Genomic DNA, 25,721 nt, shown 5'->3' with positions numbered 1-25,721 from the left:
TAGTATTAATACTTTGCAGCACGTTAATAAACAAAAGGTTATTAAACAGGAGTAAACTACATGGCAACCACACCTAAAAAGTCACATGAGGTTAGTAATGCACAATTGGCTTTATTAAACCCAGAGCACAGCATTCAAGTAAGAGGCGCGCGTGTTCATAACTTAAAAGATGTGGATGTAGATCTTCCCCGTAATTCACTTGTTGTTTTTACCGGTATATCGGGATCGGGTAAATCATCGCTCGCCTTTGGAACATTATTTGCCGAATCGCAGCATCGTTATCTTGATTCGGTATCCCCGTATGCACGCAGATTAATCGATCAGGTAGACGAGCCTGATGTAGATTCAATTGAAGGGCTGCCACCAGCGGTAGCGTTACAGCAACAGCGTGGTGCTCCCTCGGTACGCTCATCGGTGGGCAGTGTAACCACTATTTCTAACGCGCTGCGAATGCTTTACTCACGCGCAGGCGAATACCCCAAAGGGCAAGGTATACTGTACGCCGATGCGTTTTCGCCCAATACGCCACAAGGCGCCTGCCCAGAGTGCCACGGTATTGGCCGCGTATTTAACGTAACCGAAGAGCTGCTAGTGCCCGACCCCACTAAATCAATTAAAGAGCGCGCTATTGCAGCTTGGCCGCCGGCTTGGCAAGGTAAAAACCTAAGCCGTATTCTTACCTCGCTAGGCTACGATATTAATAAACCGTGGAATACCTTGCCTAAAAAAACCCGAGATTGGATTTTATTTACCGACGAAACACCCACAGTGCCAGTGTTTTCTGAGTATACGCTTGAGCAAACACAAGCCGCTATTAAAAATGAAGAAAGCCCCAGTTACATGGGTACATTTACAAGTGCTAAACGCTTTGTTTTACAATCGTTTGCGAGCACTCAAAGCCCACGCACTAAAAAGCGCGTATCACAGTATATGCAAATATCACAATGCCCGCAGTGCGAAGGTAAAAAGCTTAAAAAAGAGTCGTTATCGGTTAAAGTAGCGGGCCTTGATATAGGCGAAATTTCGCAATTAACACTCAATGAGCTAGCAGATAAGTTAAGGTTTGCCGCTAGTAACCCCGCTAAAAGTAACGCTGCAAATCCCGAAAAAGCCATAGTTGCAAAGCGTATAGCAGGCGACATTCTTAAACGCGTTGAAGCACTCACCAAACTTGGTTTAGGGTATTTATCGCTTGAGCGCACCACCCCATCGTTATCGCCTGGTGAATTACAACGCTTGAGGCTTGCAACGCAAATTCGCTCAAAATTATTTGGCGTTGTGTATGTGTTAGATGAACCTTCTGCAGGTTTACACCCTGCCGATACCCAAGCCTTATTAGCCGCATTAGATGAACTAATAGCCGCTGGTAACTCAGTGTTTGTGGTTGAGCACGACGTAAGTGTTATTCGCCATGCCGATTGGGTGGTTGATGTAGGGCCAAATGCGGGCTCCCGTGGCGGTAATATAGTTTATAGCGGCCCCATTGAGGGCTTAAAGCAAATTAGTAGCTCACACACGAGCCAGTATTTATTTAACAATAACGAATCTCAGCAAGCTCAAATACAAAACAAACAACGCCAAGCAAAAGCATGGCTTACGCTTAAAAATGTTAAGCGTAATAACTTACAAAAACTTAATGTAGAATTTCCGCTTGGGGTTATTACAAGTGTTACAGGGGTATCTGGCTCAGGTAAATCAAGCTTAGTAAGCCAAGCACTTGTTGACTTGGTTTACGACGCACTGGGGCAAAAATCGCAGCCACACATACCTACCGATGAAGCCGAGCTACTCGAGCAAGAGCTCGATATAACAACCGGCGGGCAAATAACTCACGGCATTGAGCACATAAAGCGCTTAATAACGGTTGATCAAAGAGCCATTGGCCGCACACCTCGCTCAAACCTTGCAACTTACACTGGTTTGTTCGATCACGTACGTAAACTGTTTGCCAATACCAAAGAGGCAAAAGCGCGTAAGTACGATGCCGGTCGTTTTTCGTTTAATATTAAAAAAGGTCGCTGTGAAAATTGCGAAGGCGTAGGCTTTGTAAGCGTGGAGCTGTTATTTTTACCTAGCGTGTATTCGCCTTGCCCTGTGTGTAACGCCAAGCGCTACAACCAAAAAACACTCGACATTACCTATAAAGATAAAACCATTGCCGATGTACTTAATTTAACCGTTGAGTCTGCGCATACATTTTTTGCCGATGAACCCGCTATTTTACGTGCGTTAAATGCGCTCTTACAAGTGGGCCTTGGCTATTTACGTTTAGGCCAACCTGCTACTGAGCTTTCGGGCGGTGAAGCCCAGCGTATTAAACTTGCCACTGAACTACAACGTACACAGCGCGGCGATACGCTTTATATTTTAGATGAACCAACCACAGGCCTGCATCCTAAAGATGTAGCCATGCTAATGGCGCAGTTAAATGGCTTAGTTGATGCTGGCAACACCGTCATTATGGTTGAGCACGATATGCAAGTTGCCAGTAACAGTGATTGGGTTATTGATATTGGCCCAGGAGCCGGCGACGAAGGCGGGGTAATAGTTGCACAAGGTAAACCTGAAGAGGTTGCGCAATCTACAAAAAGCCGTACTGCACCGTTTTTGAATAGCGCAATTTAGTGTTCAGCTAACTAACAAAAAGAGCACAGGCTCTTTTTGTTAGCTTTTTAAAAAGCGCTCTAATTTAGGCTTTACAGTAACCGACATTATTAACATTATAGTAAGGCCTATGGGCAGAGCAGCAAGTAGCCCTTCAGCCCAACCATTTAAAAATAAACGCATATCTGCATAACCAATATTGTTAATAGCAGTAACAAATGCCATTACCGACTCCATGATCAGCGCCATAAAAACACTAATCACTAAATTACGTTTTAGCTCGCTACTAGTAGGCAATAACTTATTAACTAGCTTATGCATTAAGGTCATCATTATAAAACCAATAGGCGCCATTACCAGCACTGCACTTATAAACGAGGTAAACCAATCTGCATAAAACTGCTCTGTAACCCCTACATTCACATAAGTCATAATGCCAGTTAGAGAACCGCCAACAATTGTAATAATACTTACCATAACTAGTATTTTATAAATTACAGGTGTTTTTTTAGGCTCAACCATTTCTGGATTTGCTGATTGCGGTGTACTCATTTTGGGCATGCCTTAAGCGTTAAATAGATGACAAAATCAACTATAACAAATTAATTGATAATATCAACTACTTTTTAGGTTGATTGGGGCGCCAAAGATTAAGAGTGGTGGTAGCACTCAATGCAACCACTACTTTATAAGAATTTAAATTTATTCTGATTTATTAGCTATTTTTTGAAGATTTTCATGAATTTTAAATAATACAATTAATAGCTCACACCATATACGTGCACCAATTGCCCCACCAACAATTATGGCCAAACCACTAATGAAACCACCACCATATTGAGCAAACATAGTTGTAACACCTGAGATCAAAGTACCTATTAAAATTAACCAGTATACGAATGTAATTATTTTTGGGGTTAACATTGAATCAAAAAAGAATATATCTTTCATTTTAGTCCTTTATAACTCCTTTTAAAAAATACTAGCTTAGCGGAGTTAGAAACTAAGCTAGTAATAAAGAATTTTCTATTATTTATTTAAATTATCTAACTCTTTTTCAAGATCTTTCATTGCTTTTTGGGCTTTAAACTCTTCGTAAAGCGCTTCGCGTGAACTTGGATCTAAACGCTTACCAGATTGAGCGACTAGGTTATTAAACGTTTCTTGTGTATTGCTCATTACAACGAATGTACAAAGCTGTTTTACACCGTCTAATTTAGCAAAGGCAACTTCTTGTGGCACAGCGCCCACAAGGCTTTGCTGTGCAACTTGCTTGCTTACTTGCTCAAACGTTCCACCAACATTTAGCTCATCATTACTTTGCGCTTTACGTTGATATAGCTTGTCCATAACGCTTGCTTTAACCTGTATTTGCTGTGATAAATCGGCGCGAGCTGCCGCAATAGCTTGTGCTCTGTCGGTAGACATACTGCCCGACCAAGGAACGCATGTCGACGACGCTAAACCTTTATCAGACACAGGCAATAACACCCAGCTTGGTACTGAATCGTTTTTTGCCAATGGCGCAGATTGTGTGTTTTCAGTGCTTGAACACGCACCTAAAGCTAAAGCGGCTATAACTGGTAATAATTTTTTCATTTTAAATTCCTTTCAATTGCTTTTGATAATAAGCGGTGCGTTTAACCACTTTTTGTAAATAATTTCGGGTTTCTTGCGCAGGTAAGTTGTTAACCATTAAGGTATAAATTTTCTCTGCAGACATTGAATTAGCAGCAATACTTGCCTGATTAAGTGATTTAGAACCACTTAACGTTTTGGCTACGTTACCTGGGCCAGTATTATAAGCTGCAATACTCATGTAGATTCTTGATTGCTCGTTACGTACATTTTTAAAGTAACGATTACTTAAAATATGCACATAAGTACTCCCTGCCTCTACGTTATTATCTGCCTGAAATAAATACTCAGGGCTAAGTAATAGCGGTTTACCTTGCAAAAAGTTGCTCACATCTTTACCCGCTGAAGTAGGCACTATTTGCATTAAACCAAAAGCAGGAATTGGCGAACGTGCAAGCGGGTTAAAGCTTGATTCTGTATGTATAATTGCCAATAATAATGCGGGATCTAAGTTATAACGTTTAGCTTGTTGCTGCACATCAGGTAAATAACGTTTGGCTTGATTGGAAAGTGTATTAGCAGGCAATTGGTAGCTAATTTTTACTCTGCCTTTTTGCTTAGTTATAACAGGCGCCTTGGCAGTCAGCACCTCTTTTACAATCTCTGTAGAGAGTACAGTTTGCTCGGCTATTTTTTTAGGTTGAGTCGCTGCTGATGGCTTATTTTTCTCAATTTTTCTATTTACAGGCTTACCCGTCGAAGTGAAAATTTTGCTATTAATGGTATTATTAGCCGCAATATAAACCGGATCATTTGCAAGTGTTTTATCTACTGTTACTTGCGAAAGCTCATTTAATTGATCTTTTGCATATTTAACAGCTTGCTCGTCGTTTTGGCTATTTAATAACTCAACTACGACTTCACCACTTTCAAAATTTACACTGGTGCGTTTATTTAAATCATCACTGTATTTTACCCACACTTTTGAGCTTGGCAGATTTGGGTCTTGCCACTTTTGGGTTACTTGTTTTAAATATGCGTTTTGCGCATCATGCCAAGCACTTACAAACGCTTCAAATTCTTGCTTTTGTTGTTGTTCATACTGACTAAACTCACTTTGGCGCTTTTTTAAAAAAGCCTCAAAGTCGGCCTCGTCACTTGTTTGCGCTAAGTTATTTAAGCTCAGTGTGAAACAAGCTAAGGCGCTAACATTTAGTAGTATTTTAACTTTTGAGTGCATTTTTTATATCCCTATAAAATTAAAAATAACTACTTAAATCATCAGCAGGCAGATTATCAAACTCAGTTTGAGCGGCTAAGTTTAAACGCTTACAGTCTATACTTTCGCATTGCTGGGTTAGTGAAATAACTTGCTTATAGCGCTTATTAACAAGCCACGTTTGTGCAACTGACGCTTTAGCTTCATCGAGTTTTAACTCACCCGCTTTTAAATATTTATCGAGATAGCTTAAGCGTTGCTCTTCTGGTGATTGATCTGCAACTAATGCCACCGCATCAGACATCGTTGTTGGGTGATTCAATGCAACTTGTAATAAAGGGCGTAAGTTTGTTTTATCTTTTTGACTACCTACTTGCCATGCTGCTCTAACAGCAAGTCCAGCTTCGTTAATATCGTGCGCAGCAGGTGTTACAACGCCAGTACAAGTTAACCAATCTTGCTGCTTTTCTTGCTTATAGTCCGTAATTTCAGCGTCAATAAAGCTTACCGACTCTGGCAAAGTAATATTAAGTTTTTTAGCTAAAGTATTTTTTATAATACTGCGCTGTGGCAGGGTCAAAGCAATTCGACATGCCTGCTCAAGCGCACTTTTTGCACTCGATTTTAACGCTATTACTCGGGCGTATTGTCCATTAGCCTGACTTTTAAAAAAAGCAGTTTGTTGTTCAATTGTTTGCTCTGAGTCGAAGGTGGGCGAAGCCACCAACGAAAGCGCTAAAATAGGTGCTAGCATTAAAGTTCCTTTTCGCTCGCTACTTTACCTGATGCACCCTGAGGGTTAGCCGCTTTTTCGTTTAAACCCCCGTGTGCTTTTATTTTGTGGCCATAGTGACTTACACCGTTAACAGTTTGGCCATTATTACCTTCCATCTCTTTAGCTGCCTTGCGTGCTGTTGCCTCTAAACTTGGCGCATAAACAGCTACGCTGTATTGCCAAAATCCATCATCACTTGCAAAGCTTTTAACACTTACACCCGGTGGTAATTTACCTTTAGCAACTGTTGAGTACTCGTCTGACGTTTTTAATTGATTCAAAAATGTACTGCGGTCTTCTTCAAGAATTTTAACTTGTTGCGGATCGTTTAAATATGGGTCCTCATATTCAAATTGCTTAGTACCTTCCATTTGCTTTTCGTCAAAGCTACCTTGCCAATACACTTTTTCACCTTGAATAGTGGCAAGCAACGCAGAACGCGCGCGTGTTTGCGATTGTGATTTAGCAACGCCTTTAAGCTTGCGAGCAACATTACTATTTCTATTTTGACGAGCAATTGCAGAACCATAACCAAGTATAATTACTTCGCCAGTATCTGCATTAGTCAGTACTTTTGCACCTACAGGAGGTAAAACGCCGCTTTTTACATCTCCAATTACTTGCTGAAAAATTACATTTGGCTCAGTAGTAACAGCTACTGCACCACGGTTCCCTTTAATTTGTGAACGCGTTTTAGGAGTAGATATTAAACTTACACGTACACCTTTTTCATCAATATTGTCGTACACGTCATATGTAACAAAACCCGCAAGCGAACCCGATACAGACTCTGTACATGCTTCCATCATATTAGTTTGTTCGTTTGCCGTACCTTCAACGCCCGTATCAATAACATCCATTCTAGCAGACACTACATTGCTACATTGATGTTCAACACCTTTCATATTTTCAATTAACTGTTTTTTTGCAATTAAATAAGCTTGGTTATAAGCACCGCGTTTAGACAGCAAGGTCGCATTCATATTGTCGTAGGTGCTATAACTGGCACTACCAATAGATAAAATACCGGTGCCGCTGCCAACCTGAATCATTTTAATACCGTCTTCGTTATCATCCATTAGTGCCTGATGAGCAACAGCAACTGCAACGTTTGTATCTTTTGCAACCACTACATCGCCAGAAACCTGTGCTTGTTCAGCACCCGCTACTTGTGCGCCAGGGCGAGCTGGGATCATATCTGTTAAGCTAAACTCTTCTGCTGCGATTGCAGGCATAGCCAAAACCATTGCTAATGTTAATATTTTCAATTTCATCATCTATCCTTATTTGTACCTGAGTGTAAAATCGTCTTCGACTGTAATTTTTGAAAGGTTTTTTGCTGTTATTGTTATGAGCGCCTGATCGAGCGCATGAGCAAGTTCACCGGTATTACCTTTAAATCTAAGGCTGGCTACGGTATATTTTTGCTGTTTATGTATAGATACATCGCTCACTCCACCTAACGTACTTAATACATCATGCAATTTTTCTGGTTGCGTTAGCTTATTGCTTGGCAGCATGATTTCACGAACCAACCCCCCTCTTGCAACAACTTGAGTAAATGCATTATTAAGCGTGTTATGAAGTGCCTTTGACTGTGACTCACTCGCCAAATGTACTGTCATTAAATCTTTTTCTACGTAAGGGTCATTAGGCAACGACATAAATGAAGGATCGTTTTTCCACTGGCCATAAATATTTCCAGCTAAATCTCTAACGTCAGCAGTTAAATAAAGCTGCCTGTTGTTACCTCGGCTAATCACTGTGGACTTTGCATAAATAACTAAACTAGCCGCGTTACCAACTTCAATACCTTGCTCGTTTAACCAAACTTTTAGCTCTGTTTTTAATGGTTCTGGCGCAATAACTTGCACTCTAGGCGAACCAATCATGCTCAGTAACTTGGATGCTTTTTGAATGAGAGGTGCTTTTTCTACCACAGCCATAATGGTGACTTCCACACCACCATTTTGCAGTTCTTTGGTTTCCAGCGTTTGCCACTCTTTAACAAGCCCTTCACTATGACTCGAAAGTTGTTGCCCTATTAGCTCTTGCATGTTTGTTGATTCGTTACCGTCAACAATATTCATACTCGTGCTTGATGATTGCGTATGCTGCTGAGTAAGCCACACACCTACCACTTGCGATACAGCACGTTGCAGAGCATCTTGCTCTGCAATCGTCAGTGCTGTTTTACCTTCTTTTTTCCAGCCTTGGCCTATTACTGTCACACTAATATTTTGAGTAGTTTGCTGCCAGTTTTGCTCTTGCGGCTCTGCTAACTCTTGCGGATTAAGACTTACAGTCATGCACGTGTCGTTTCCGCTAAGCGTAGGTGTTGAGTAATTTAAAGGAACGGCACCGGCACTCAAACCTTCAATCATCGAAGTGCGTTGCTGCTCATATAAGCTGGCGGCATCATTATCTAAACTTGTTGTTAAATGTTGCTGCGCACTTTGGGTTGTAAGGCTTTTATTACCTTTAATAAAACTTATAAGCTCAGCACTAGCCTGAGCTTTTGCACCCGAAATAGCCGTAGCGCCTCGTCCATATGCACACGCCTGAGTTTGTAGCGTACCATCAGCTAATACATCCACTTGAGCTTGTGCACTCAAAGAGCATAATGCTAATAAGCCAAGCTTTTTGATCATGTTCTATTCTCCAAAAAGTCAGCAGGAGTTCCTACAGAAACAGCAAATATTTTTGATCCATTTGATGGTCGATAAATACCATTTTTAGCTTTATTTTTAACATCATCTGCTGCATTAGAGTCTTTCCAGCGAATAATTTCACCATTTGCGCTACTGCGTGAAGGATTTACATTTGCAACGCCAATTGGCTCAACAAATCCAGCTTCATAGCTAAAAACGATCATTGTTTCATTAGGTAATACACCCGCATTTTGGCCACGATCTAAACTAATTTTATTTCCTTTAATACCTAACACTTGCGCTGTTGCTGGCATTTCACTCAACATACGTGTAAGTAAAATATCAATACCGCGCGATCCCATATCACTAAGCACTGCATTAACATGGGCACTTTGATCAAAATGGAAACCCGCTGCATAGCGTCCGCTTACAGTTGTAAATTTTAACTCTGAGCGATCACGTACATCTTCTGATTTAACACGAATTTTACCTAAATTAGGATGAGATAGCTTTTCACGTGTTTGTGGGTTTATAACGCCAGTTGTCAGCTCTAATGTATAATCGGCCCAATCTGTGATCGCTCCTTCAGTTTTTAGCGTTCTTAGTGAATCAATTTTTACGACAAAATCGGGGATCAACGCCTTAACTTCAGCGCGTTTAGCTGCTGTTTTTACGCCTTGCTGTTGTAAAATTAATTGCTGCTCTTTTGAAATAGCATCATCATCACGCGTTACTATTCTGAAGCGGTTAATACCTGCAAATTGATTTTCGAGCATAAGCAATAAATTTTGATTATCAAACTCACGCATTGCATCAACGCCTATGCCACTACCACTCACGCCTGCTAAGTCAAAGTACATGCGTACTATGGGTTTTTTAAGTGGGCAACTATCGGTTTCATTATTTACATCAAACGTACAACGCTCTAAACCTTGTGTATCAAAATACGCTGGCATAGCTATATCTGCGTCATTAAATATATATGCACTTTTAGCTATAACAACATTAGAAGCATTATTACTCACATTACCCTGTTGAGTAGAGCTCCCTTGTTTTGGTGTAGAGTTACAACCAGCTATTAGGGCAAGTGTTAATGCTGATAAAGTTAAATTTTTTATTAATTTCATTTTTATTCCTAAATATCAAACAGCCAATCGCTTGCAGGCGCTTTAAGTTGTTGTACTAAATTATTAATTGCTTTTTGCTTTGCATTTTCTTGTGTTGCAGCGCTTTCTTGCGCAACAAGTTCCTGTTGCAATAACACTTTAAAAGGGGTTGAACTACGCGTAAGCGCTAGAGTTAAAATAGCTTTGGCAGAGTATTTATTATTAGATTTAGCATACTGCCAGCGTATTTGAGGGCGCACCCATAAGCGTGTATCGCCGCTATGAGGGAGTGCATTATTGAGTGCAGATTTAATCGCGCTAATATTATTAGCACCTATCACATCGCAAGAAATAGCACTCAATGCTTTTGCTTGCTCATTTAATAAATTATTTAAAGTCGATTGAATAAATAACTTAGGCCCGGAAAGGTGCTCTAATATTGCTAATTTTTTTGTCGCAACATTAAGTTCACCACTATTTTTAAGCGCCCAAATAAAGCGCTGCTCGGTGTTGTTTTTTGGCGTAGAAATACGAGATAACTTTGATAAATCAGATTTAAGGTTTTTTATTAAAATCGATTTCTTAACACCCACTTTTAAAGCAAATAAGTTATTTTCCTCAAGCGCATTAAGTTCCTCTAGCCCAGTCAATGTAAACGGTAAGCTAGTTAAAGTAGTTGCTTGTTCAAAATAGTTGCTTGATTGGTTATCCTGCTTTGTTAGCTTTTGTAGTTGCTGCGTACTTACATCAACACTTAATTGAGTGATAATATCGGCTAAAGCCGCTTGCTTTGCAGCTAAGCGACTTTCACCTATGCCAACCGCAGTAATATATTCATCACTTTTTTGCGGTTGGGTTACCCAATCAGGCCAGTTTTGAGCAGAACAACTAAAAGCAAATGCTATTAAAAAAGCAAAAATGCTCGTTTTCATTAGCCTTTCGCTTCTTGCTCAAGTTGTAGCTCATTTATAGCTGTAATTGTTGCTTGCTCAAGCTCTATAATTTCATTAGCTTCAAGTGCTAATGCAAGCTGATCTTTTGCTTTAATAAGTGCAGTGCCTATGTCTTTAGGATCTTCTTCTGTTGGAGCATCCGTATTTTCTTCCTCACTTGATAGCCAATTGGTTAAGTATTTTCCACCCATCTTCACAGCTGTAACTTGCGCTATAGCAGTGCTGTGCTGGCTTAAAATATAAGCTGACTTAGCTATTTCAACAGTTAAATCAGTCGCAAGTTCAACATTTTGCTGATAAATTCCCTCATTCGCCAAATTATAAGCTGCGATTTTATGACCAATTTCTTCATCTTTATTTTTTGCACCAGCATCAAATTCAGCAATAGCTGATTGAAGCTGTTCAGGTGTAGATTCTTGATGGGCATATAAAAAGGCTTGTACATCACGGTAGTTATCTGTTTGAGTGCGATATTCACCCATAACTTTACGTTGACGCTCAAGTATAATTGCCGACATGTTTAAAAATTCGTCAATACCGACTTGAACTGTTACCGGGTGAGAATAACCTAAAGTGTCCATACGAGTTGTTAATTCTGCGACCGCTGCATTTCTGTCTAAATTAGCAACTGTACTTGTATCGGTAGTCGATACACAACCGGCAAAAAGGGGGGCGAAGATAACTGCAGATAAAATAGCTTTTTTCATGAGGTAATTCCTTGTACGTTAAAAAGGCAAGAAAGCACAAAGCTAAGCTGTTGACTTGATTTATTCTTCCTTGAATATGTAACTAGAATTATCGAATTTATAAAAAAATGCAACACAAAAAAATAAAGACAATTTAATTACTCATAAAAAAAAGCAACAAATGTAACTACGACAAGGTGTTCAGCTTAGGTTAATACTTTTGGCTCATTTTTGTGTAATAGCTCTATTTACTTAATTTAAGGTTAAAAAACACCTTGTTCTGTAAAAATATCACCCTCCCAAGCTTATCATCAACCTTGAGAGTTAGCCCAATGCTAACCACACGCCTACTAGTCCCATTAAGCTACCAGCAATACGGTTCATCCATTTAATATTATCACCACGCGCTAAAAACAAGCGCAGGCTTTTACCGCCTGTTGCATAGGCAAGCATACATACAAATTCGCTTACCATAATAACTAATACAAGCACTAAAAGTTGGGGGGCTACTGCGTGCTGTACACTAATAAAGGGCGGCAATAGTGAGATCATAAACGCCCACCCTTTAGGGTTTGCAATGGCCGTTACAAAGCCTTGCGTAAAAAGCGACTGGCGGCTTACATCGCTTGGGCTTTGTGTATTAATGGACATTTTACCTTTAGCGCGCCACATATTTACGCCAATATAAATTAAATAGCCGCCACCTACCCATTTTAAAATAGCGAACGCATCTGGGTAATTTAGCATTACACTTGCAACACCGAGTACCGCAGCAATGGCAACACTCGCAACCCCTAATAGCTCGCCTATCATCATCCATAAGGTTCGGCGCACACCTATGCTCATGCCGAGTGTCATGGCAAGCGTCATACACATACCAGGCGTGATAGACACAAAAAAGAACGTAGGAATAAAAACCGCAAGCGCTGCTACATCAATCATTAATTTACTCTCGTATTTAAAACAAAAACGCGGCTATAAGTAGCCGCGTTGTTGCTTACTTATGTTTATCACTATTGCCCAGTACTTGCCACTGGTTCAGTAATTACTTCTACAGGCTCTGCTGTATCATTTAACAAATACTTATCTAGCCACTGCTCTTGTTCCCACAGTACGTGTAATAAGCTTTTACGTGCGCGGTAACCATGTGCCTCATAAGGAAGCATAACTAAGCGAGCGTCTTTACCTAAGCCTTTAAGCGCTGCGTACATGCGCTCACTTTGCATTGGGAAAGTACCCGAATTAGGATCTTCTTTGCCATGAATCATCAGCATTGGCTCATTGATTTTTTCTGCGTGAAAAAACGGCGACATATTAGCGTACACACTTTGTGCTTGCCAAAAATCACGTTCTTCACCCTGAAAACCAAACGGCGTTAAGGTGCGGTTATATGCACCACTGCGGGCAATGCCGGTTTTAAATAAATCGCTATGTGCCAATAAATTAGCAACCATAAATGCACCGTATGAATGCCCTGCTATGGCTATTTTGTTTTTATCGGCAATGCCTTTTTTAACTAATATATCAACAGCTGCTTGCGCACTTGAAACTAGCTGCTTTCTGAAGTTATCGTTTGGCTCGCTAGCATCAACACCTACAATGGGCATTTTAGGGTCGTCAAACACGGCAATACCTTTAGCAAGGTAAGGCATTGGACCCCAGTAGCCAATGTAAGTAAATTCATAAGGCGACTCGCGAACTTGCGATGCTACGGCTTTGTCTTTGTATTCAAGTGGGTAAGCCCACATAAGCACAGGTAATGGGCCTTGTGTTACATCGTAGTTTGGTGGCAAATACAACGTGCCCGAAAGCTCTACGCCGTCATCGCGTTTATAACGTAATTGCTCTTTAGTTACGCCTTTAAATGCAGGGTACGGGTGAGCAAAATTAGTTAATTGGGTCAGTGTATCGTTATCTAAATCACGAATAAAAAAGTTAGGTTGCTCAGTTTTAGACTCACGAACTGTAATAAAACGCTCGCCTTCGTCATCAAGCAGTGCGCGTACGCGCTCGTAATATGGCGCTTGTGATTGCCATAAACGTTTGCTGCTATTTGTTTTTACATCGTACCTGTCTAAGAACGGAATATTACCTTGCTCTGATGCACCATTACCACGAAGGTAAATATAGCGCCCGCCTACAATTTTAATTACATTAGCGCCTAAATCGTTACGCTCGTAAATAGCATTACCTGGGTCTTTATAAGCATCGTTATAACTGCGCTCTGAAAACAGCACGCGGTTACTATCGGCATTACGAGGTTGAATAACAAAGGTACGTACTTGGCGGTCGCTAAAGCGCCAATCGACAAGCATGGCAACGTTTTGGTTACCCCATTCAATACCTGCAAAGCGACGCTCTACCTTAGTAAATAACTTAGGCTCGCGTTTAAACGGTGCACGTAAGCTGTAAATGTAATCATGGTGCTTAACATCGGTTTTCATGTCGCCGCCATCTTGCGCCTCGGCCCAAATAACTTCAGCGCCTTGATCTGACCGCCATTCAAAGTTGCGTCGGCCTGTGCGAACGCTGTCGTAACCTTGTGGAATGTTATCGGCAAGTGGCTGCTTTGCAAGCTCAGCTAGTGCATAACCGCGCATACCCCATATTTGCCACGTACCGGCAAATCGACTGTAAGGTACTTGATACGAAAACGGCTCGTTAATACCTGCAACTAAAATATTAGTTGAATCAGGCGATACCGAAAACGATTTAAATAACGCTGGACTACCAATAGCTTGGGCTTTGCCATCAAGAGTAATGTAGGCCAACTGGCCTTGGCCGTAAAATTTAAATTGTGCTTCGTCAAACGGGCTCGTTAATAAGTTTTGATACGTACGTGCTGGCGCTTTTTCGCCGGTGCTTTGTTGAATAACCGGCACCACATTTTGACTATTATTTTTAAGCTTTGGTTTATCAATATTTACCGCAAGGTTTGCAACCAATGCACTGCTATCTGGCAGCCATTGATAAGGTGTAGCGGTAATCACAGAGTTTAGCGCTGCGCTTGAGAGCATTTTTGCTTGTTTAGTTTCTACGCTGTACAGCCATAAATTTGCTTGGCTTGGTTGCTCAACTACAAAGGCTAAATACTTACTGTTTGATGACCATTTAGGTGAGCGAATAATACCACTTGGTAAGTTATTAATATTAATAACCGTGCCACTTTGCACATGCTTTAGCTCAACAGCGCTAAATTTGGCACTTACACGTGAACGCGAAAAGTTAGCAGGGTTGAGTTTAATTCCCGCCAGTTTAAGCTCATCTTTTGCAAGCTCATCAAGCGTTACAACGCGTTTACGCTCAAAAAGTGCTAGCCACTGTCCATCGCTTGATAAGTAACTTGTTGGTGCTAACTTAGCATCTACCACGGCGGCAAGTTCTGGTGAAGGAATTTGGTAACCTTGTTCAGCTTGGCTTGTTGGCACTATTACAACACAACAAATTAAGGCAGCTAACAGCCTAAATGCGTTCATGTTTTTTATCCTTTTGTTATTTTTACTGTTATTAAAGGTATATAAACACGTTTTGGCTTGTTCATAAAGTATTAAGGTTTAAATTACAGGCCTAAAAGATGACTTAAATGCGCGATATACGCTACACTACGCAGCTATTTATTCATTATTACGCGCTTAAAATACCATGCCTAACAAAGCTAAGTCGGTCACTATTTATGATGTTGCACACCTTGCCGGTGTGTCAAAGTCGACCGTATCGTTAGTGCTTACACAAAGTAGTAAAGTAGCCGCTAAAAGCAAACAAAAAGTGTTAAACGCAATTGATGAGCTAGGTTATGTTTATAACCGTGATGCTGCAGCAATGCGCTCTGGGCGTTCAAACTTAGTAGCTGTTGTAATTGATGATTTAACAAACCCGTTAATGGCCGAACTTGCTGCGCACTTAGAGCAGCAATTAAATAGCGCACATTTTCAAACCATTATTGTAAGTAGTAATAACTCTGTTGAGCGCCAAACTAGTACAATAAACAATCTAAAAGAATATAACGTAGCCGCTTTTATAGTATGCCCAGTGGCAAACACCTGCGCCCTATGGCTCGATAAACTAGCAAGTCATTACAATGTTATAACGCTTATGCATGAAGTACCTTACAGTGCAGCGCCCTGCGTATTACCCGACTACAACAAAGCGGGCCATTTAACCACATTAGAACTTTTAACTAATACGCTTAACACAGTTATTTTTATAGGTGATAACAGCCAAACGTCAAAAGCGCAGGCTGCAGGTTTTATTAGCGCATGCGAGCAAAAAAAGGTTACTGAGTACTGTGTAATAACACACGCTGAAAACTCGGTATTACAAGCAAAACAGCTTTTTAATGAGACTTTGGTAAATCAGCCGCATATAAGTGCTGTTGTGTGCGCTAACGATATAATTGCCCAAGGCGTATTAGCGGCGGCTCCGCATTTATTAAATAGCATAGTTAGCTGCCAGCATGTGCCTGTGCGTAAAGACTTAGGTTACACCTTTACTTGCGCAGTTTTAAATACGCAAGAGATTGCTAAACGCAGCTTACTTGTACTGCAAGAGCAACTACAAAACAACACTGCTCCAGTAAAAACACTGGTAAATGTAAACTTACAAATTAGAGAAACACATTAATGAAAAAAGTGCTGGTAATAGGCTACGTATGGCCAGAGCCAAATTCATCTGCTGCGGGTACGCATATGATGTCGTTATTAAATGCATTTAAAGCGCAAAACTGGCAGGTTGAATTTGCAACCCCCGCGCTGCGTACCGAGCACATGGTGAACCTAGACGACTACGGTATAACTAGCCAAAGCATTGCCCTTAACTGCGAAAGTTTTGACGAATACGTTAAAGCCTATAACCCTGACATAGTCATGTTTGATCGCTTTATGATGGAAGAGCAATTTGGTTGGCGCGTAGATAAGCACTGCCCTAATGCCGTTAAAATTCTCGATACTGAAGATTTACAATGCCTACGTAATGCACGCCACGAAGCGCACAAAGGTGAGCGCGAGTTTACAACCAGCGACTTACATTCAGACATAGCAAAACGCGAAATAGCGGCTATTTTGCGCTGCGACCTAAGCTTAATTATTTCAAGCTTTGAGATGAGCTTACTAAACAGTGTGTTTAAAGTAGAGCCAAGCTTATTACACCACTTACCATTTATGGTCGATTTAAGCGCATTGCCCAAAACCACTAAAAGCTTTGAAGAACGCGCGCACTTTATGACCATAGGCAATTTTAGACACGCCCCAAACTGGGATGCCGTGCTGTACTTACAAAAAATATGGCCATTAATTCGCAAGCAACTGCCAAAAGCCGAGCTGCATATTTATGGCTCTTACCCGCCACCAAAAGCCACCGCACTTAATAACCCTAAAACGGGGTTTTTAATAAAAGGCTGGGCCGATAACGCCTATGATGTTATGCAAAGCGCACGTGTTTGTTTAGCGCCCCTTCGTTTTGGTGCAGGTATAAAAGGTAAGTTACTTGAAGCCATGATAATGCAAACTCCCAGCGTTACCACTAACATTGGCGCAGAGGGCATGCACAACGATTTACCATGGCCTGGTAAGCTTGCTAATAATGCCGAAGATTTTGCAAATGCAGCCGTTGAGCTTTACAACAATCAAACTGATTTTGAACACGCTCAGCAAGCTGGCAATACGCTACTTAACACCCTGTACGACAAAGTAAAATTAAGCGCCGCGCTAATCAATAAAATTGATGTAATAAGCAGCGATTTAACAGCCCATAGAGAAAAAAACTTCACCGGACAAATGCTCAAACATCATACAATGCGAAGCACGCAATACATGGCGCAATGGATAGCAGAAAAAAATAAAAAATTAGATTAAAAATGACTAGACTCTTATAGATTTGTGTTTAAAATCGCGCCCATTACAAATGGGCGTTTTAGCCTATACTTTTAGCTAATTTATTTACACACTGGCCTAAATAAGATTTGAAAACTGCAACCTTCACAGAAAAACGCAAATTTATCGTTAAGTTAGGTAAAATGCTTCACAAGTACGGTACGCCTGCTTACCGCCTAGAAGCTCACCTAATGGAAGTGGCTACTTACTTAGGACTTAAATCGTCGTTTGTTATGTCGCCAACCTCTGTAACGTTTGTAATTTGGACCGACGGCCACGAAGACGAATACACACACGTAGCACGTGTTGACCCTGGCGATCACGATTTAGGCTCACTAGCCGACACCGACGATTTAGTAAATCAAATGCTTGACGACAAGCTAACTTTGCAAGAAGTCGACGCTCAGCTTGATGCCATTTACGACATGCCAAACCCATACAATAAGCTAGTTACAGGAGTTGCCTTTGCAACCTCTGGTGGTGCATTTGCAATGCTAATGGGCACAAGTTGGACTGATGTTATTTGGTCATCGCTGCTTACGCTCGTGGTGTATGTGTTTGTGCTTTGGTCGGCTCGCTCTAGGCGTGTTGCACATATGCTTGAGCCCCTTGTTGCTATTATATCAGCTGTATTAGCCTGTGCGGTAAGTGTGTACATAACCCCTGAAATTAACATACGTTTAGTGGTGCTTTCGGCCATTATTGTATTTATACCGGGCCTTGCATTGGCACTGGGTTTAGCCGAGCTTGCAGCTAGGCATTTAGTGTCGGGTACTGCGCGAGTTATGGACTCGTTTATGCTGCTATTTAAACTGTACTTTGGTGCCTTTATTGGCATAGGTATTGGCTTTGCCATGTTTGGCCAAGCAGACTTCGTACAGCCAGAGCCTCTTCCAAAATGGACAGCTTGGCTGGCTATATTTTTGCTTTGTAGCAGCTTAATAGTGATATTTAGAACCAAGCTTAAGCACGCAGTGTGGTCTATTGCATCAGGTTTTATAGCTTACGGCACAAGTATTGGCTCAGCTATGTATTTAGATTACACATTAGGTACGTTTGTAGGGGCTTTATCAGTAGGTGTATTTAGTAACTTATTTAACCGTGTTGCTAATGCGCCAGCTTCAATTGTTGCCATGCAAGGCTTAATTGTATTAGTGCCCGGTAGCAAAACCTACATTGGCTTAAACTCACTGATTGAAGGTCAAGACTTTGTGTACGCAGAGCATATTGGCCAGCAAACGTTTTTAATATTTATGTCGCTTGTAGCAGGGCTAATATTTGCAAACGTGGCGCTTCCGCCTAAAAAGAGTTTGTAAGCACAAACCTTTAAACAAAAAGCCCGTTACCTTAAAAGTAGCGGGCTTTATTATTTACAATGCGATTAGCCGTGCGGTATTGTTAAAACAATTTTTCCTACGTGCTGTTTTTGCGCAAACACTTGCTGCGCCGTCACTATTTCATTAAGAGGAAATGTTTTTGCCACAATAGGCTTAATTTTTTCTTGCTCAATAAAGTTAACTAAGCTTTTAAATACCTCTGGCTCTAACACTGTGCAGCCAAAAAACGTTAGGTCTTTTAAGTACAAAGTACGTATATCTAGCTCAACTAACGCCCCGCCAATAGCGCCCGATACCGCATAACGCCCTTTAGGTTTTAACACTTCTAGCAGCTTTGGCCATTGCTCGCCAGCTACTAGGTCAATAACTACATCAACACTGCTTTTACCTAAGGCTTGAATTAAATCGTCTTCACGAAATATAACCTTATTGGCACCTAAATCTTTTAACTGCTGCGCCTTACTTTTGCTAGTAATTGCAATAACATTAGCACCACGAGCTTTTGCTAATTGCACTGCCGCAGAGCCAACCCCGCCCGAGGCTCCCGTTATTAAAACAGTTTGCCCTTGCTGCGGATTTGAGCGGTACAACATGTTTTCGGCTGTAGAATATGAACACGGAAAAGACGCCAACTCAACATCGCTATAGCTACTATTAATTGTATAAGCGTGTGTTGAATCAACTACTGTGTACTGTGCAAATCCGCCATCGCACTCTGAGCCAAAATACCACGGTGCTTTTAGTGTTTCGCCGTTAGCTTTTACTAAACATGGCTCAACTAGAATACGCTCACCAATACGGCTTTTATCAACACTTTCACCAACGGCTACTATTACACCACATACATCTGCACCTTGAATGCGCGGAAAAACCAAAGCCTCACTAGACCAACTGGCATCTTCGCTTTCACCATCTTGTTTAGAATACCAAGCTAAACGGGTGTTTAAATCGGTGTTGTTAACACCCGCCGCCATTACTTTTATTAGTACATCGGTACTTGCAAGAGAAGGTACGGCTATATCGGTTGCATACTTTAATACATCAAAATCGCCATGCCCTGTAAGCTGTACGCCATGCATTGTAGTGGGAAGACTTGCCATTGTCTGCTCCTTTAAATTAACTGTAAAATACTTTGTTTTGCTGATAAAACAGCATCATCACCCATCACAGGCCACGCACTCGACACTCCTTCATGCAATAAAAACAGTGTAGTAGCAACAGACTGATTTAAGCTTTGCTCGCCTAACAGCTGTTTAACCGCTTTTTTATGGTTTTGCACCGCGCTGCTTATAACTTCGTCTTCAGGAAAAGCCGACAACGCATTGATAGATAAACAGCCATTAGGTGCAAACTCTTGCATCCATAATTTAAGCTGATCGAACATATGTAAAATAGCCTCGCTACCTGGAGCAGGAGCATTATTTAGCAAAAAGTTGATATAACGATTATGGCGGTACTCAAGTGCAGCAATGATCATGGATTGCTTTGAAGGATAATATTTATAAAGGGTGCGTAAACTAACACCACTGAGTTTTTGAAGCTTTGCCACGCTTGGCTCAGCAAAGCCATGTTGGCTAAAAGCGACTTCAAGTGCCGCTGCTATCTCTTGTTTTAGCATAAAGGTAAACCATGTAGAATGAATGCTCTACCCAACACGGTAGAGCATTCATTCTACATGTCAACTTATGCTTAAAATTAACTCAATATAAAAAACAAATAATTTTAGGAGCACTGTATTACTTTATTAATTAAAAGTGACACCCACTTTTAATTACTATAAAAACAATTAGTTAAGACCATACTTGCTAACGCACTTATTAAAAATAATAAGCAGTAAACTTTTGCTTTTGATCAACAGCCGATAAATTACCTAAAGAGATTTTAAAGTGGGATAAAACTGAAAAATTTGGATGCTTTTTAAAATAAATGATGATTATTATTAGCAAATAACACACATGCAAAATATACAGCTAGCAATTAAAATTGACACCCACTTTTAATTAATATAAAAATAATTAGTTAAAGCCATACTTGCTAACTCACTTATTAAAAACAATAAGCAGCAAACTTCTATTTTTGATCTACAGCCGATAAATTACCTAAAGAGAATTTAAAGTAGGATAAAACTGAAAATTTGGATGTTTTTTAAAATAAATGATGATTAGTCGCAAATAACACACATGCAAAATATACAGCTAGTGCCATACTAAGTAACAATATGATTAGAAAATTAAGCTAACAATTGCTTACTGTTAGAATAACTGGGCCTTCGCTTTATTTGTTGGTGATCGCAGTAGCTTTCAAGCGAACTTACTCGCCCTACGGCACCATGAAATACTTTTTCAAATTCAGTGGTGAGTGTTAACCAGTTCTCAGGGGTTATATTTAAGCGATTTAATAGCTTAGGAGTTGAGTGGGTAATAAAACCTGGTTTATCAGATCTTATACAGCGGCCGGTTACATCAACAAGTTCTAAATAAGTTTTTAACTCGCATGGTATTCCTTTTGGCATAAACTTTTTAGGCCTACCTGCAAATCGCAATAATAGTTTTGGTTGCTTAAACTTAGGCTGGCTACCTGTAATTGTGCCAATACGCTGCTTTACGCTTGTAAAGTTAGAGCCCTCAGGTGTTATAGCATCATTTGCCCGTATTGGATTTAAGTCTACATAGGCCATGCAAGCAAGTAGCGCCGCTTCATCGAGTAACGCTTGTGATTTAAAACGCCCCTCCCAAAACCTGCCTGTACAGTCATCCTCTTTATTTGCGCGCCTTGCTATATTTTCATTTAAAGAGCGCATAAACCAACTAATGCTACTTAAACGCTCTCTGTATTGTTTAACATTTTCACTTAAAAACCAGCGTTCTGCTTTAGTGAGGGTTTCACCTTGCATGAACTTATTTGAAATTGCAGTACCTTTAAACAGCTTATGCCATCGAATAACAATCGCTCTATCAGTCAGCCTATTTGCTTTTTTATCATCAACATAAAGCACTACATGGGTATGATTGCTCATTACAGCGTACGCACATACATCTATACAAAATACCTGCGCTAATGCGAGGAGTTTATCTTCAACCCACCCGCGTCGGTGCTCATAACTTTGGCCTGTTAGTGCATCTTCACCACACAAATATGCATGGCGTACACACCGCGAAATACAATGGTAATATTTAGTGTCTGCCAAGCTAATTTGGCGTTTTCGAGCAATAGCCATATAAACACCTCGTTTTTTAATTAAGATAAAGCTTAGTGCTTGATTGTAATTTGTACAATTAATAGAGTGGGTGTCTCTTTTGTTTTTATAAATACCAGTTACGCTGTTTTAGAGTGCGCCAAAGGCACGGTCACTTATTAAGTATTAACTTATTTTTTACAAGTAATGCTATAGTTATACCCACTATTAGTAAGAGCAAGTAAAAATGATAAACAAGCGCAACAATACACATATAAAAATTTTAATTGAACGTGTTTGGAGCCCCTTTGTTTTTGCCTTATTTTTACTTTTGAGCCCACTTGCGTTTGCACAAAGTACAGAGCCTAATGGCTCGTTAAAGCCTTTAAACTACGAAAACACGCAAACCCTAATCAACAATATAAGAGCAAATAAATTAGATTACCTACTAAATGCTAATAAGCTCGTACATGCTTTTAAAAATAGTGAAGAGCAAAATTGGAGCGAGCTTCATTTACAAGCTGCAGCGTTATATGCCGAGCTACTTTTTAGGCAAGAAGAATTTGAAGCGTTAAATATTCACTTAACAAAATACTTAAATAACCAGCAACTGATCAAACAAAAAGACCTTCACTTATTATTTTTAGAGGCGCAGCTAAAGTATTTATCGCAAAGCGAAAAACTTACTCAAGCAAAAGAGCTTGCAACACGCCTAGAAAATCAAATACCTCAGCTGTTAGCAAAAGAAAAAATAATTACTCTTCGCGCGCTCGCCTATTACTACACAGACACAGACGCACTAAGAAAAACATTAAGTGCTGCATTAACAGGTTTAGAGTTATCAATAAAAAATAATGATATAGCTAGCCAAGGCTACTTTTATAGAAAAATAGCAGATGCTTACAACTACCTAAATGATAATAAAAAACATAACGACAAAGCTATTTACTATGCTAAAAAAGCCGTAACAACCTTTGAAAAAACCAATGATGGCCTTTTCACTGCAAAGGCGCACTGGAGCTTAGGTAACGTGTTTTTAGAAATAAGCGACACCAAAAATGCCCTAGTTTATCTTAATAAAGCACTGCAATACTTTAAAAAAGTGAATATGAAAAAGGGCCTGGCCTTTGCTCAATATTCAATTGCTAACATTCAATACCAACAAGCTAATTACACTACGGCTTTAACGCTTGTAAAAGAAAATATTGAGCTGGCACGCTCGGCTAATATTCATGATATGCACCTGGCCTCTTTGATTTTATTAGCAGATATATACATAAAGCAAAACCGCCTAGATGACGCCAATACAGTAAATAACGATGTATATTCAAATATGGATAAATTTAGCCGAAGCATTTATAAAGCGCAGTTTTTAGCTAAGCGTTACGAATTAAAGCGAAAACTAAACCTCACTGAAGATGCATTCGAAGCTATCGAAAACAAACTTATTTATACAATTAAGCATTATGAAGCCACAAGTGAAAGCAATATAAAAACACTGCAAATCAAATTTGAGGTAAAAGAAAAAGAAGACAAAATATTACAACTAGAATACGAAAAAGATATAAATAAACTAAGAGCAACAGAAGAGCACCAACAAAAAATTATTTGGCGCCTTAGCGCTTCTATCGCATTTATTATAGTGATTGTTACGCTGTTTTTGTTTTACCGACAAGCGCTACAACGAAAAAAATACCGCAGTATCGCCTTTACAGACTTCCTTACTAATAGCCTTAATCGCCGAGGAATAATGAAACAGGCAAAACTAATTTTAAACCGTCAAAAGGCAACAATTGCCATCATCGATTTAGATTATTTTAAGCAAATAAATGATAAGTTTGGTCACGATATTGGTGACTTAGTACTTATAAAGTTTGCACAAGCGGCTAAAGATGCGCTTACTAACGCCGACCTGTTTGGTCGCTACGGTGGTGAGGAGTGGCTATTTGTTTTAAACACTACTGACGAAAACATAATTAAAAAACTATTTGAAAAGCTTAATTTTAAATTAGCCGAGTACTGTAACGATATTCAGGCACTGCCTAAAAATGAAGTTGTCACTTTTAGTGCTGGGGTAGCTATAAGTAATAATAAAAACAATTCACTTGATGAACTTATAAAGCTTGCCGACTTAAAGCTTTATAAAGCAAAACAAAACGGTAGAAACCAAATAGTTATAGATTGATGTTTGTTTAATAATTTCAACAACTTACTGGCGTTATAAATATCACTACGTTGCCTCTTCTAAAATTAGCGAAAGGCCAGAGTTATTATTAATGCACACTTATTGCACGTTTATTTTGCCAACCTCTGCTCTTTTAAATTTAAGCGTTTGTGGGAGCTATAAACAGGCTGTTTTACATTCTGATTCACTAAAAAAGCATCCATTTCCACTGAAATAAGAGCAGATTTTGGAAATACTTCTAAAACACCATAATCACCTAAATTTACTGAAAGTAGCGCATTTTTACCACTCGATAAAAAAGTAAAGTCATGGTCACGGCGCTCACCGTCAATATACAATTTAGCACCCCCTATCCATGAGTTAATAATTTTTACTTTGTGATTTTTAACTGTAAATACAAATTTTTTCTCATTTTTAAATCCTTTTTAATCGCAAAACCGTTTTAGGGTAGCCTTCATGAATCACAGGATTTTATAGCCATACTATTCATAAAATTGCATGGTTTAAAAATTAAATGTATCTAATAGTAACCAATTTCCATATGCACGAGCTGCTGCCCCGCAATTACCTCACCTTGCTCGTTTTTTATTAGAGCCGTTAAAGGCGTTCGTGTACTTACTTCCCAATTAGCCAAGTTGAAGTCATCTACTTTTTATTAAGGTTTTCTATTAATTCTTGCTCTGGGTTTTCAATCAATTAAATGTGCATGTATCCCCGTGTGATTTAGTATTGCTTAGGCTTTATCACAAGGCAGCTACCTTACTTCAAACGAAGCATTCATGTATTATAATTTCAAGTTCATAAATAGCATCGTAAGTCATTGCCTATTATAAATATTATATTAATTTACATGCTAAACTTATGTTTATTATTTCTCATCAATAATTATTTGTTTTATTTTGTGCGCTTTTTCAAAGTGATCTAATTTATGGGTGTGTATCCACCAAGTTGCGGCTTGCATGAGGAGCTCCGGGTTGTCGTTTTTATTTGCAAAAAAAGCATAAAAAGAAAGCCCTACATTTTCGCCTTTGGCTGCTATTTTTTTATCGCACACAGCAACAATTTTTGCTCTTAACGCTTTATTCATTGCTTTTCCTTTAGTTAAAAAGCCCATTTAAAAAATGAGCCAGCGTTTGCAAAATACTTCTATCTAACACGCCATGATTCTCAAGCTTTTTATTATGTACATTTACTTTTGCAGCTTTGCATTCATTATTAAATGACTCATTTTTATGTGTTTGTGTTTCGTATGCAATATCAGCTTGCTCCATACACTTTGCAGAGCCCGCATAAGGATTTGCCGCACAGCCAGTTAAAAATATACACAGTAAGAATACAGTTAAAAATGCTTTCATAATCAATCCTCTTTATACACCCTTTTGCTTTAGATTATTGCTGTATGTTTGCTTAGTTAGTCGGTTATCAAAACAAGTAAATCAATAAAAAACACTGCAATTTCATCAATAAAAGCGTCGTCTTTAGCATCCTTTTTTATTTGAGCGCTAATACATTCATTGTAAACCTCTGAGCTTGTTTGGGTGCCATTTAGCTCAGTCATTTCAGCTTTTTCCCTGCATAAACTGTT

Annotated in this window: 24 protein-coding genes; 5 read left to right on the top strand and 19 right to left on the bottom strand. The window is 39.6% G+C overall.

Annotated features, from left to right (window positions below):
- Positions 1-60 precede the first annotated feature (60 nt).
- Positions 61-2,625: an excinuclease ABC subunit UvrA gene (gene uvrA, locus PESP_RS18700; RefSeq protein WP_089349527.1), complete on the top strand. Its 2,565-nt coding sequence runs from the start codon at positions 61-63 to the stop codon at positions 2,623-2,625.
- Positions 2,626-2,664: 39 nt separating this feature from the next.
- Here uvrA and PESP_RS18695 read toward each other — a convergent pair whose 3' ends face one another.
- The 12 genes from PESP_RS18695 to PESP_RS18640 form a co-directional block, all read right to left on the bottom strand.
- Positions 2,665-3,156 (bottom strand): DUF2798 domain-containing protein, encoded by a 492-nt coding sequence (locus PESP_RS18695; RefSeq protein WP_089349526.1) that lies wholly within the window; start codon positions 3,154-3,156, stop codon positions 2,665-2,667.
- 150 nt (positions 3,157-3,306) lie between these two features.
- Positions 3,307-3,555 (bottom strand): DUF4282 domain-containing protein, encoded by a 249-nt coding sequence (locus PESP_RS18690; protein WP_089349525.1) that lies wholly within the window; start codon positions 3,553-3,555, stop codon positions 3,307-3,309.
- A gap of 78 nt (positions 3,556-3,633) precedes the next feature.
- On the bottom strand, positions 3,634-4,203 hold the full coding sequence (locus PESP_RS18685) for a hypothetical protein (RefSeq protein ID WP_089349524.1): 570 nt from the start codon (positions 4,201-4,203) through the stop codon (positions 3,634-3,636).
- A gap of 1 nt (position 4,204) precedes the next feature.
- The gene (locus tag PESP_RS18680; protein WP_089349523.1) at positions 4,205-5,422 is read right to left on the bottom strand and encodes a murein transglycosylase domain-containing protein; all 1,218 of its coding nucleotides are present in this window, start codon (positions 5,420-5,422) and stop codon (positions 4,205-4,207) included.
- 19 nt (positions 5,423-5,441) lie between these two features.
- On the bottom strand, positions 5,442-6,155 hold the full coding sequence (locus PESP_RS18675; RefSeq protein ID WP_089349522.1) for a hypothetical protein: 714 nt from the start codon (positions 6,153-6,155) through the stop codon (positions 5,442-5,444).
- Positions 6,155-7,450: a hypothetical protein gene (locus PESP_RS18670; protein WP_089349521.1), complete on the bottom strand. Its 1,296-nt coding sequence runs from the start codon at positions 7,448-7,450 to the stop codon at positions 6,155-6,157. The genes PESP_RS18675 and PESP_RS18670 overlap by 1 nt, the downstream gene beginning before the upstream one ends.
- Before the next feature lie 9 nt (positions 7,451-7,459).
- Positions 7,460-8,827: a hypothetical protein gene (locus PESP_RS18665; protein ID WP_089349520.1), complete on the bottom strand. Its 1,368-nt coding sequence runs from the start codon at positions 8,825-8,827 to the stop codon at positions 7,460-7,462.
- Entirely contained in the window at positions 8,824-9,954 is a 1,131-nt protein-coding gene (locus tag PESP_RS18660; RefSeq protein WP_089349519.1) for a hypothetical protein, read from the bottom strand. Before PESP_RS18660 ends, PESP_RS18665 begins: the two co-directional genes overlap by 4 nt.
- 8 nt (positions 9,955-9,962) lie before the next feature.
- Positions 9,963-10,865 (bottom strand): LPP20 family lipoprotein, encoded by a 903-nt coding sequence (locus PESP_RS18655; RefSeq protein ID WP_089349518.1) that lies wholly within the window; start codon positions 10,863-10,865, stop codon positions 9,963-9,965.
- Positions 10,865-11,593 carry a hypothetical protein gene (locus PESP_RS18650; RefSeq protein ID WP_089349517.1) on the bottom strand — a complete coding sequence of 243 codons (729 nt, stop codon included), beginning with the start codon at positions 11,591-11,593 and terminating at the stop codon, positions 10,865-10,867. The genes PESP_RS18655 and PESP_RS18650 overlap by 1 nt, the downstream gene beginning before the upstream one ends.
- Before the next feature lie 303 nt (positions 11,594-11,896).
- Positions 11,897-12,514, bottom strand: a complete 618-nt coding sequence (locus tag PESP_RS18645) for a LysE family translocator (RefSeq protein WP_089349516.1) — start codon at positions 12,512-12,514, stop codon at positions 11,897-11,899.
- Between the two features lie 71 nt (positions 12,515-12,585).
- Positions 12,586-15,048, bottom strand: coding sequence for a S9 family peptidase (locus PESP_RS18640; RefSeq protein ID WP_089349515.1), 2,463 nt, complete (start codon positions 15,046-15,048; stop codon positions 12,586-12,588).
- Positions 15,049-15,214: 166 nt separating this feature from the next.
- Here PESP_RS18640 and PESP_RS18635 point away from each other — a divergent pair, with 166 nt between their 5' ends.
- The 3 genes from PESP_RS18635 to PESP_RS18625 all read left to right on the top strand — a co-directional run bounded on the left by PESP_RS18635 (position 15,215) and on the right by PESP_RS18625 (position 18,755).
- Positions 15,215-16,192 carry a LacI family DNA-binding transcriptional regulator gene (locus PESP_RS18635; protein WP_089349514.1) on the top strand — a complete coding sequence of 326 codons (978 nt, stop codon included), beginning with the start codon at positions 15,215-15,217 and terminating at the stop codon, positions 16,190-16,192.
- Complete coding sequence (locus tag PESP_RS18630) at positions 16,192-17,421, top strand: glycosyltransferase (protein ID WP_089349513.1); 1,230 nt, start codon at positions 16,192-16,194, stop codon at positions 17,419-17,421. The genes PESP_RS18635 and PESP_RS18630 overlap by 1 nt, the downstream gene beginning before the upstream one ends.
- Before the next feature lie 107 nt (positions 17,422-17,528).
- Positions 17,529-18,755 (top strand): threonine/serine exporter family protein, encoded by a 1,227-nt coding sequence (locus tag PESP_RS18625; RefSeq protein WP_089349512.1) that lies wholly within the window; start codon positions 17,529-17,531, stop codon positions 18,753-18,755.
- A gap of 65 nt (positions 18,756-18,820) precedes the next feature.
- On the opposite strand, the gene PESP_RS18620 is transcribed toward PESP_RS18625, so the two are convergent.
- From PESP_RS18620 to PESP_RS18610, 3 genes are all read right to left on the bottom strand, one after another.
- Entirely contained in the window at positions 18,821-19,876 is a 1,056-nt protein-coding gene (locus PESP_RS18620; protein WP_089349511.1) for an alcohol dehydrogenase family protein, read from the bottom strand.
- An 11-nt stretch (positions 19,877-19,887) separates the two neighbouring features.
- Positions 19,888-20,394 carry a TetR/AcrR family transcriptional regulator gene (locus PESP_RS18615; protein WP_089349510.1) on the bottom strand — a complete coding sequence of 169 codons (507 nt, stop codon included), beginning with the start codon at positions 20,392-20,394 and terminating at the stop codon, positions 19,888-19,890.
- A 612-nt stretch (positions 20,395-21,006) separates the two neighbouring features.
- Complete coding sequence (locus tag PESP_RS18610; RefSeq protein ID WP_089349509.1) at positions 21,007-21,993, bottom strand: transposase; 987 nt, start codon at positions 21,991-21,993, stop codon at positions 21,007-21,009.
- A gap of 205 nt (positions 21,994-22,198) precedes the next feature.
- Here PESP_RS18610 and PESP_RS18605 point away from each other — a divergent pair, with 205 nt between their 5' ends.
- Positions 22,199-24,136 (top strand): tetratricopeptide repeat-containing diguanylate cyclase, encoded by a 1,938-nt coding sequence (locus PESP_RS18605; protein WP_089349508.1) that lies wholly within the window; start codon positions 22,199-22,201, stop codon positions 24,134-24,136.
- Between the two features lie 110 nt (positions 24,137-24,246).
- On the opposite strand, the gene PESP_RS18600 is transcribed toward PESP_RS18605, so the two are convergent.
- The 4 genes from PESP_RS18600 to PESP_RS20660 form a co-directional block, all read right to left on the bottom strand.
- The gene (locus PESP_RS18600; RefSeq protein ID WP_245852321.1) at positions 24,247-24,474 is read right to left on the bottom strand and encodes a hypothetical protein; all 228 of its coding nucleotides are present in this window, start codon (positions 24,472-24,474) and stop codon (positions 24,247-24,249) included.
- Between the two features lie 530 nt (positions 24,475-25,004).
- Positions 25,005-25,223 (bottom strand): DUF6500 family protein, encoded by a 219-nt coding sequence (locus PESP_RS18595; protein WP_089349506.1) that lies wholly within the window; start codon positions 25,221-25,223, stop codon positions 25,005-25,007.
- 10 nt (positions 25,224-25,233) lie between these two features.
- Positions 25,234-25,491 (bottom strand): putative periplasmic lipoprotein, encoded by a 258-nt coding sequence (locus PESP_RS18590; protein ID WP_089349505.1) that lies wholly within the window; start codon positions 25,489-25,491, stop codon positions 25,234-25,236.
- A 56-nt stretch (positions 25,492-25,547) separates the two neighbouring features.
- Positions 25,548-25,694, bottom strand: coding sequence for a hypothetical protein (locus PESP_RS20660; protein ID WP_245852317.1), 147 nt, complete (start codon positions 25,692-25,694; stop codon positions 25,548-25,550).
- Positions 25,695-25,721 lie beyond the last annotated feature (27 nt).

It is taken from the genome of Pseudoalteromonas espejiana DSM 9414, assembly GCF_002221525.1.
GTDB classification, from domain to species: domain Bacteria; phylum Pseudomonadota; class Gammaproteobacteria; order Enterobacterales; family Alteromonadaceae; genus Pseudoalteromonas; species Pseudoalteromonas espejiana.
The sequence above is the reverse complement of the archived record's forward strand: the minus strand, read 5'-3'. Positions and strand labels throughout refer to the sequence as shown.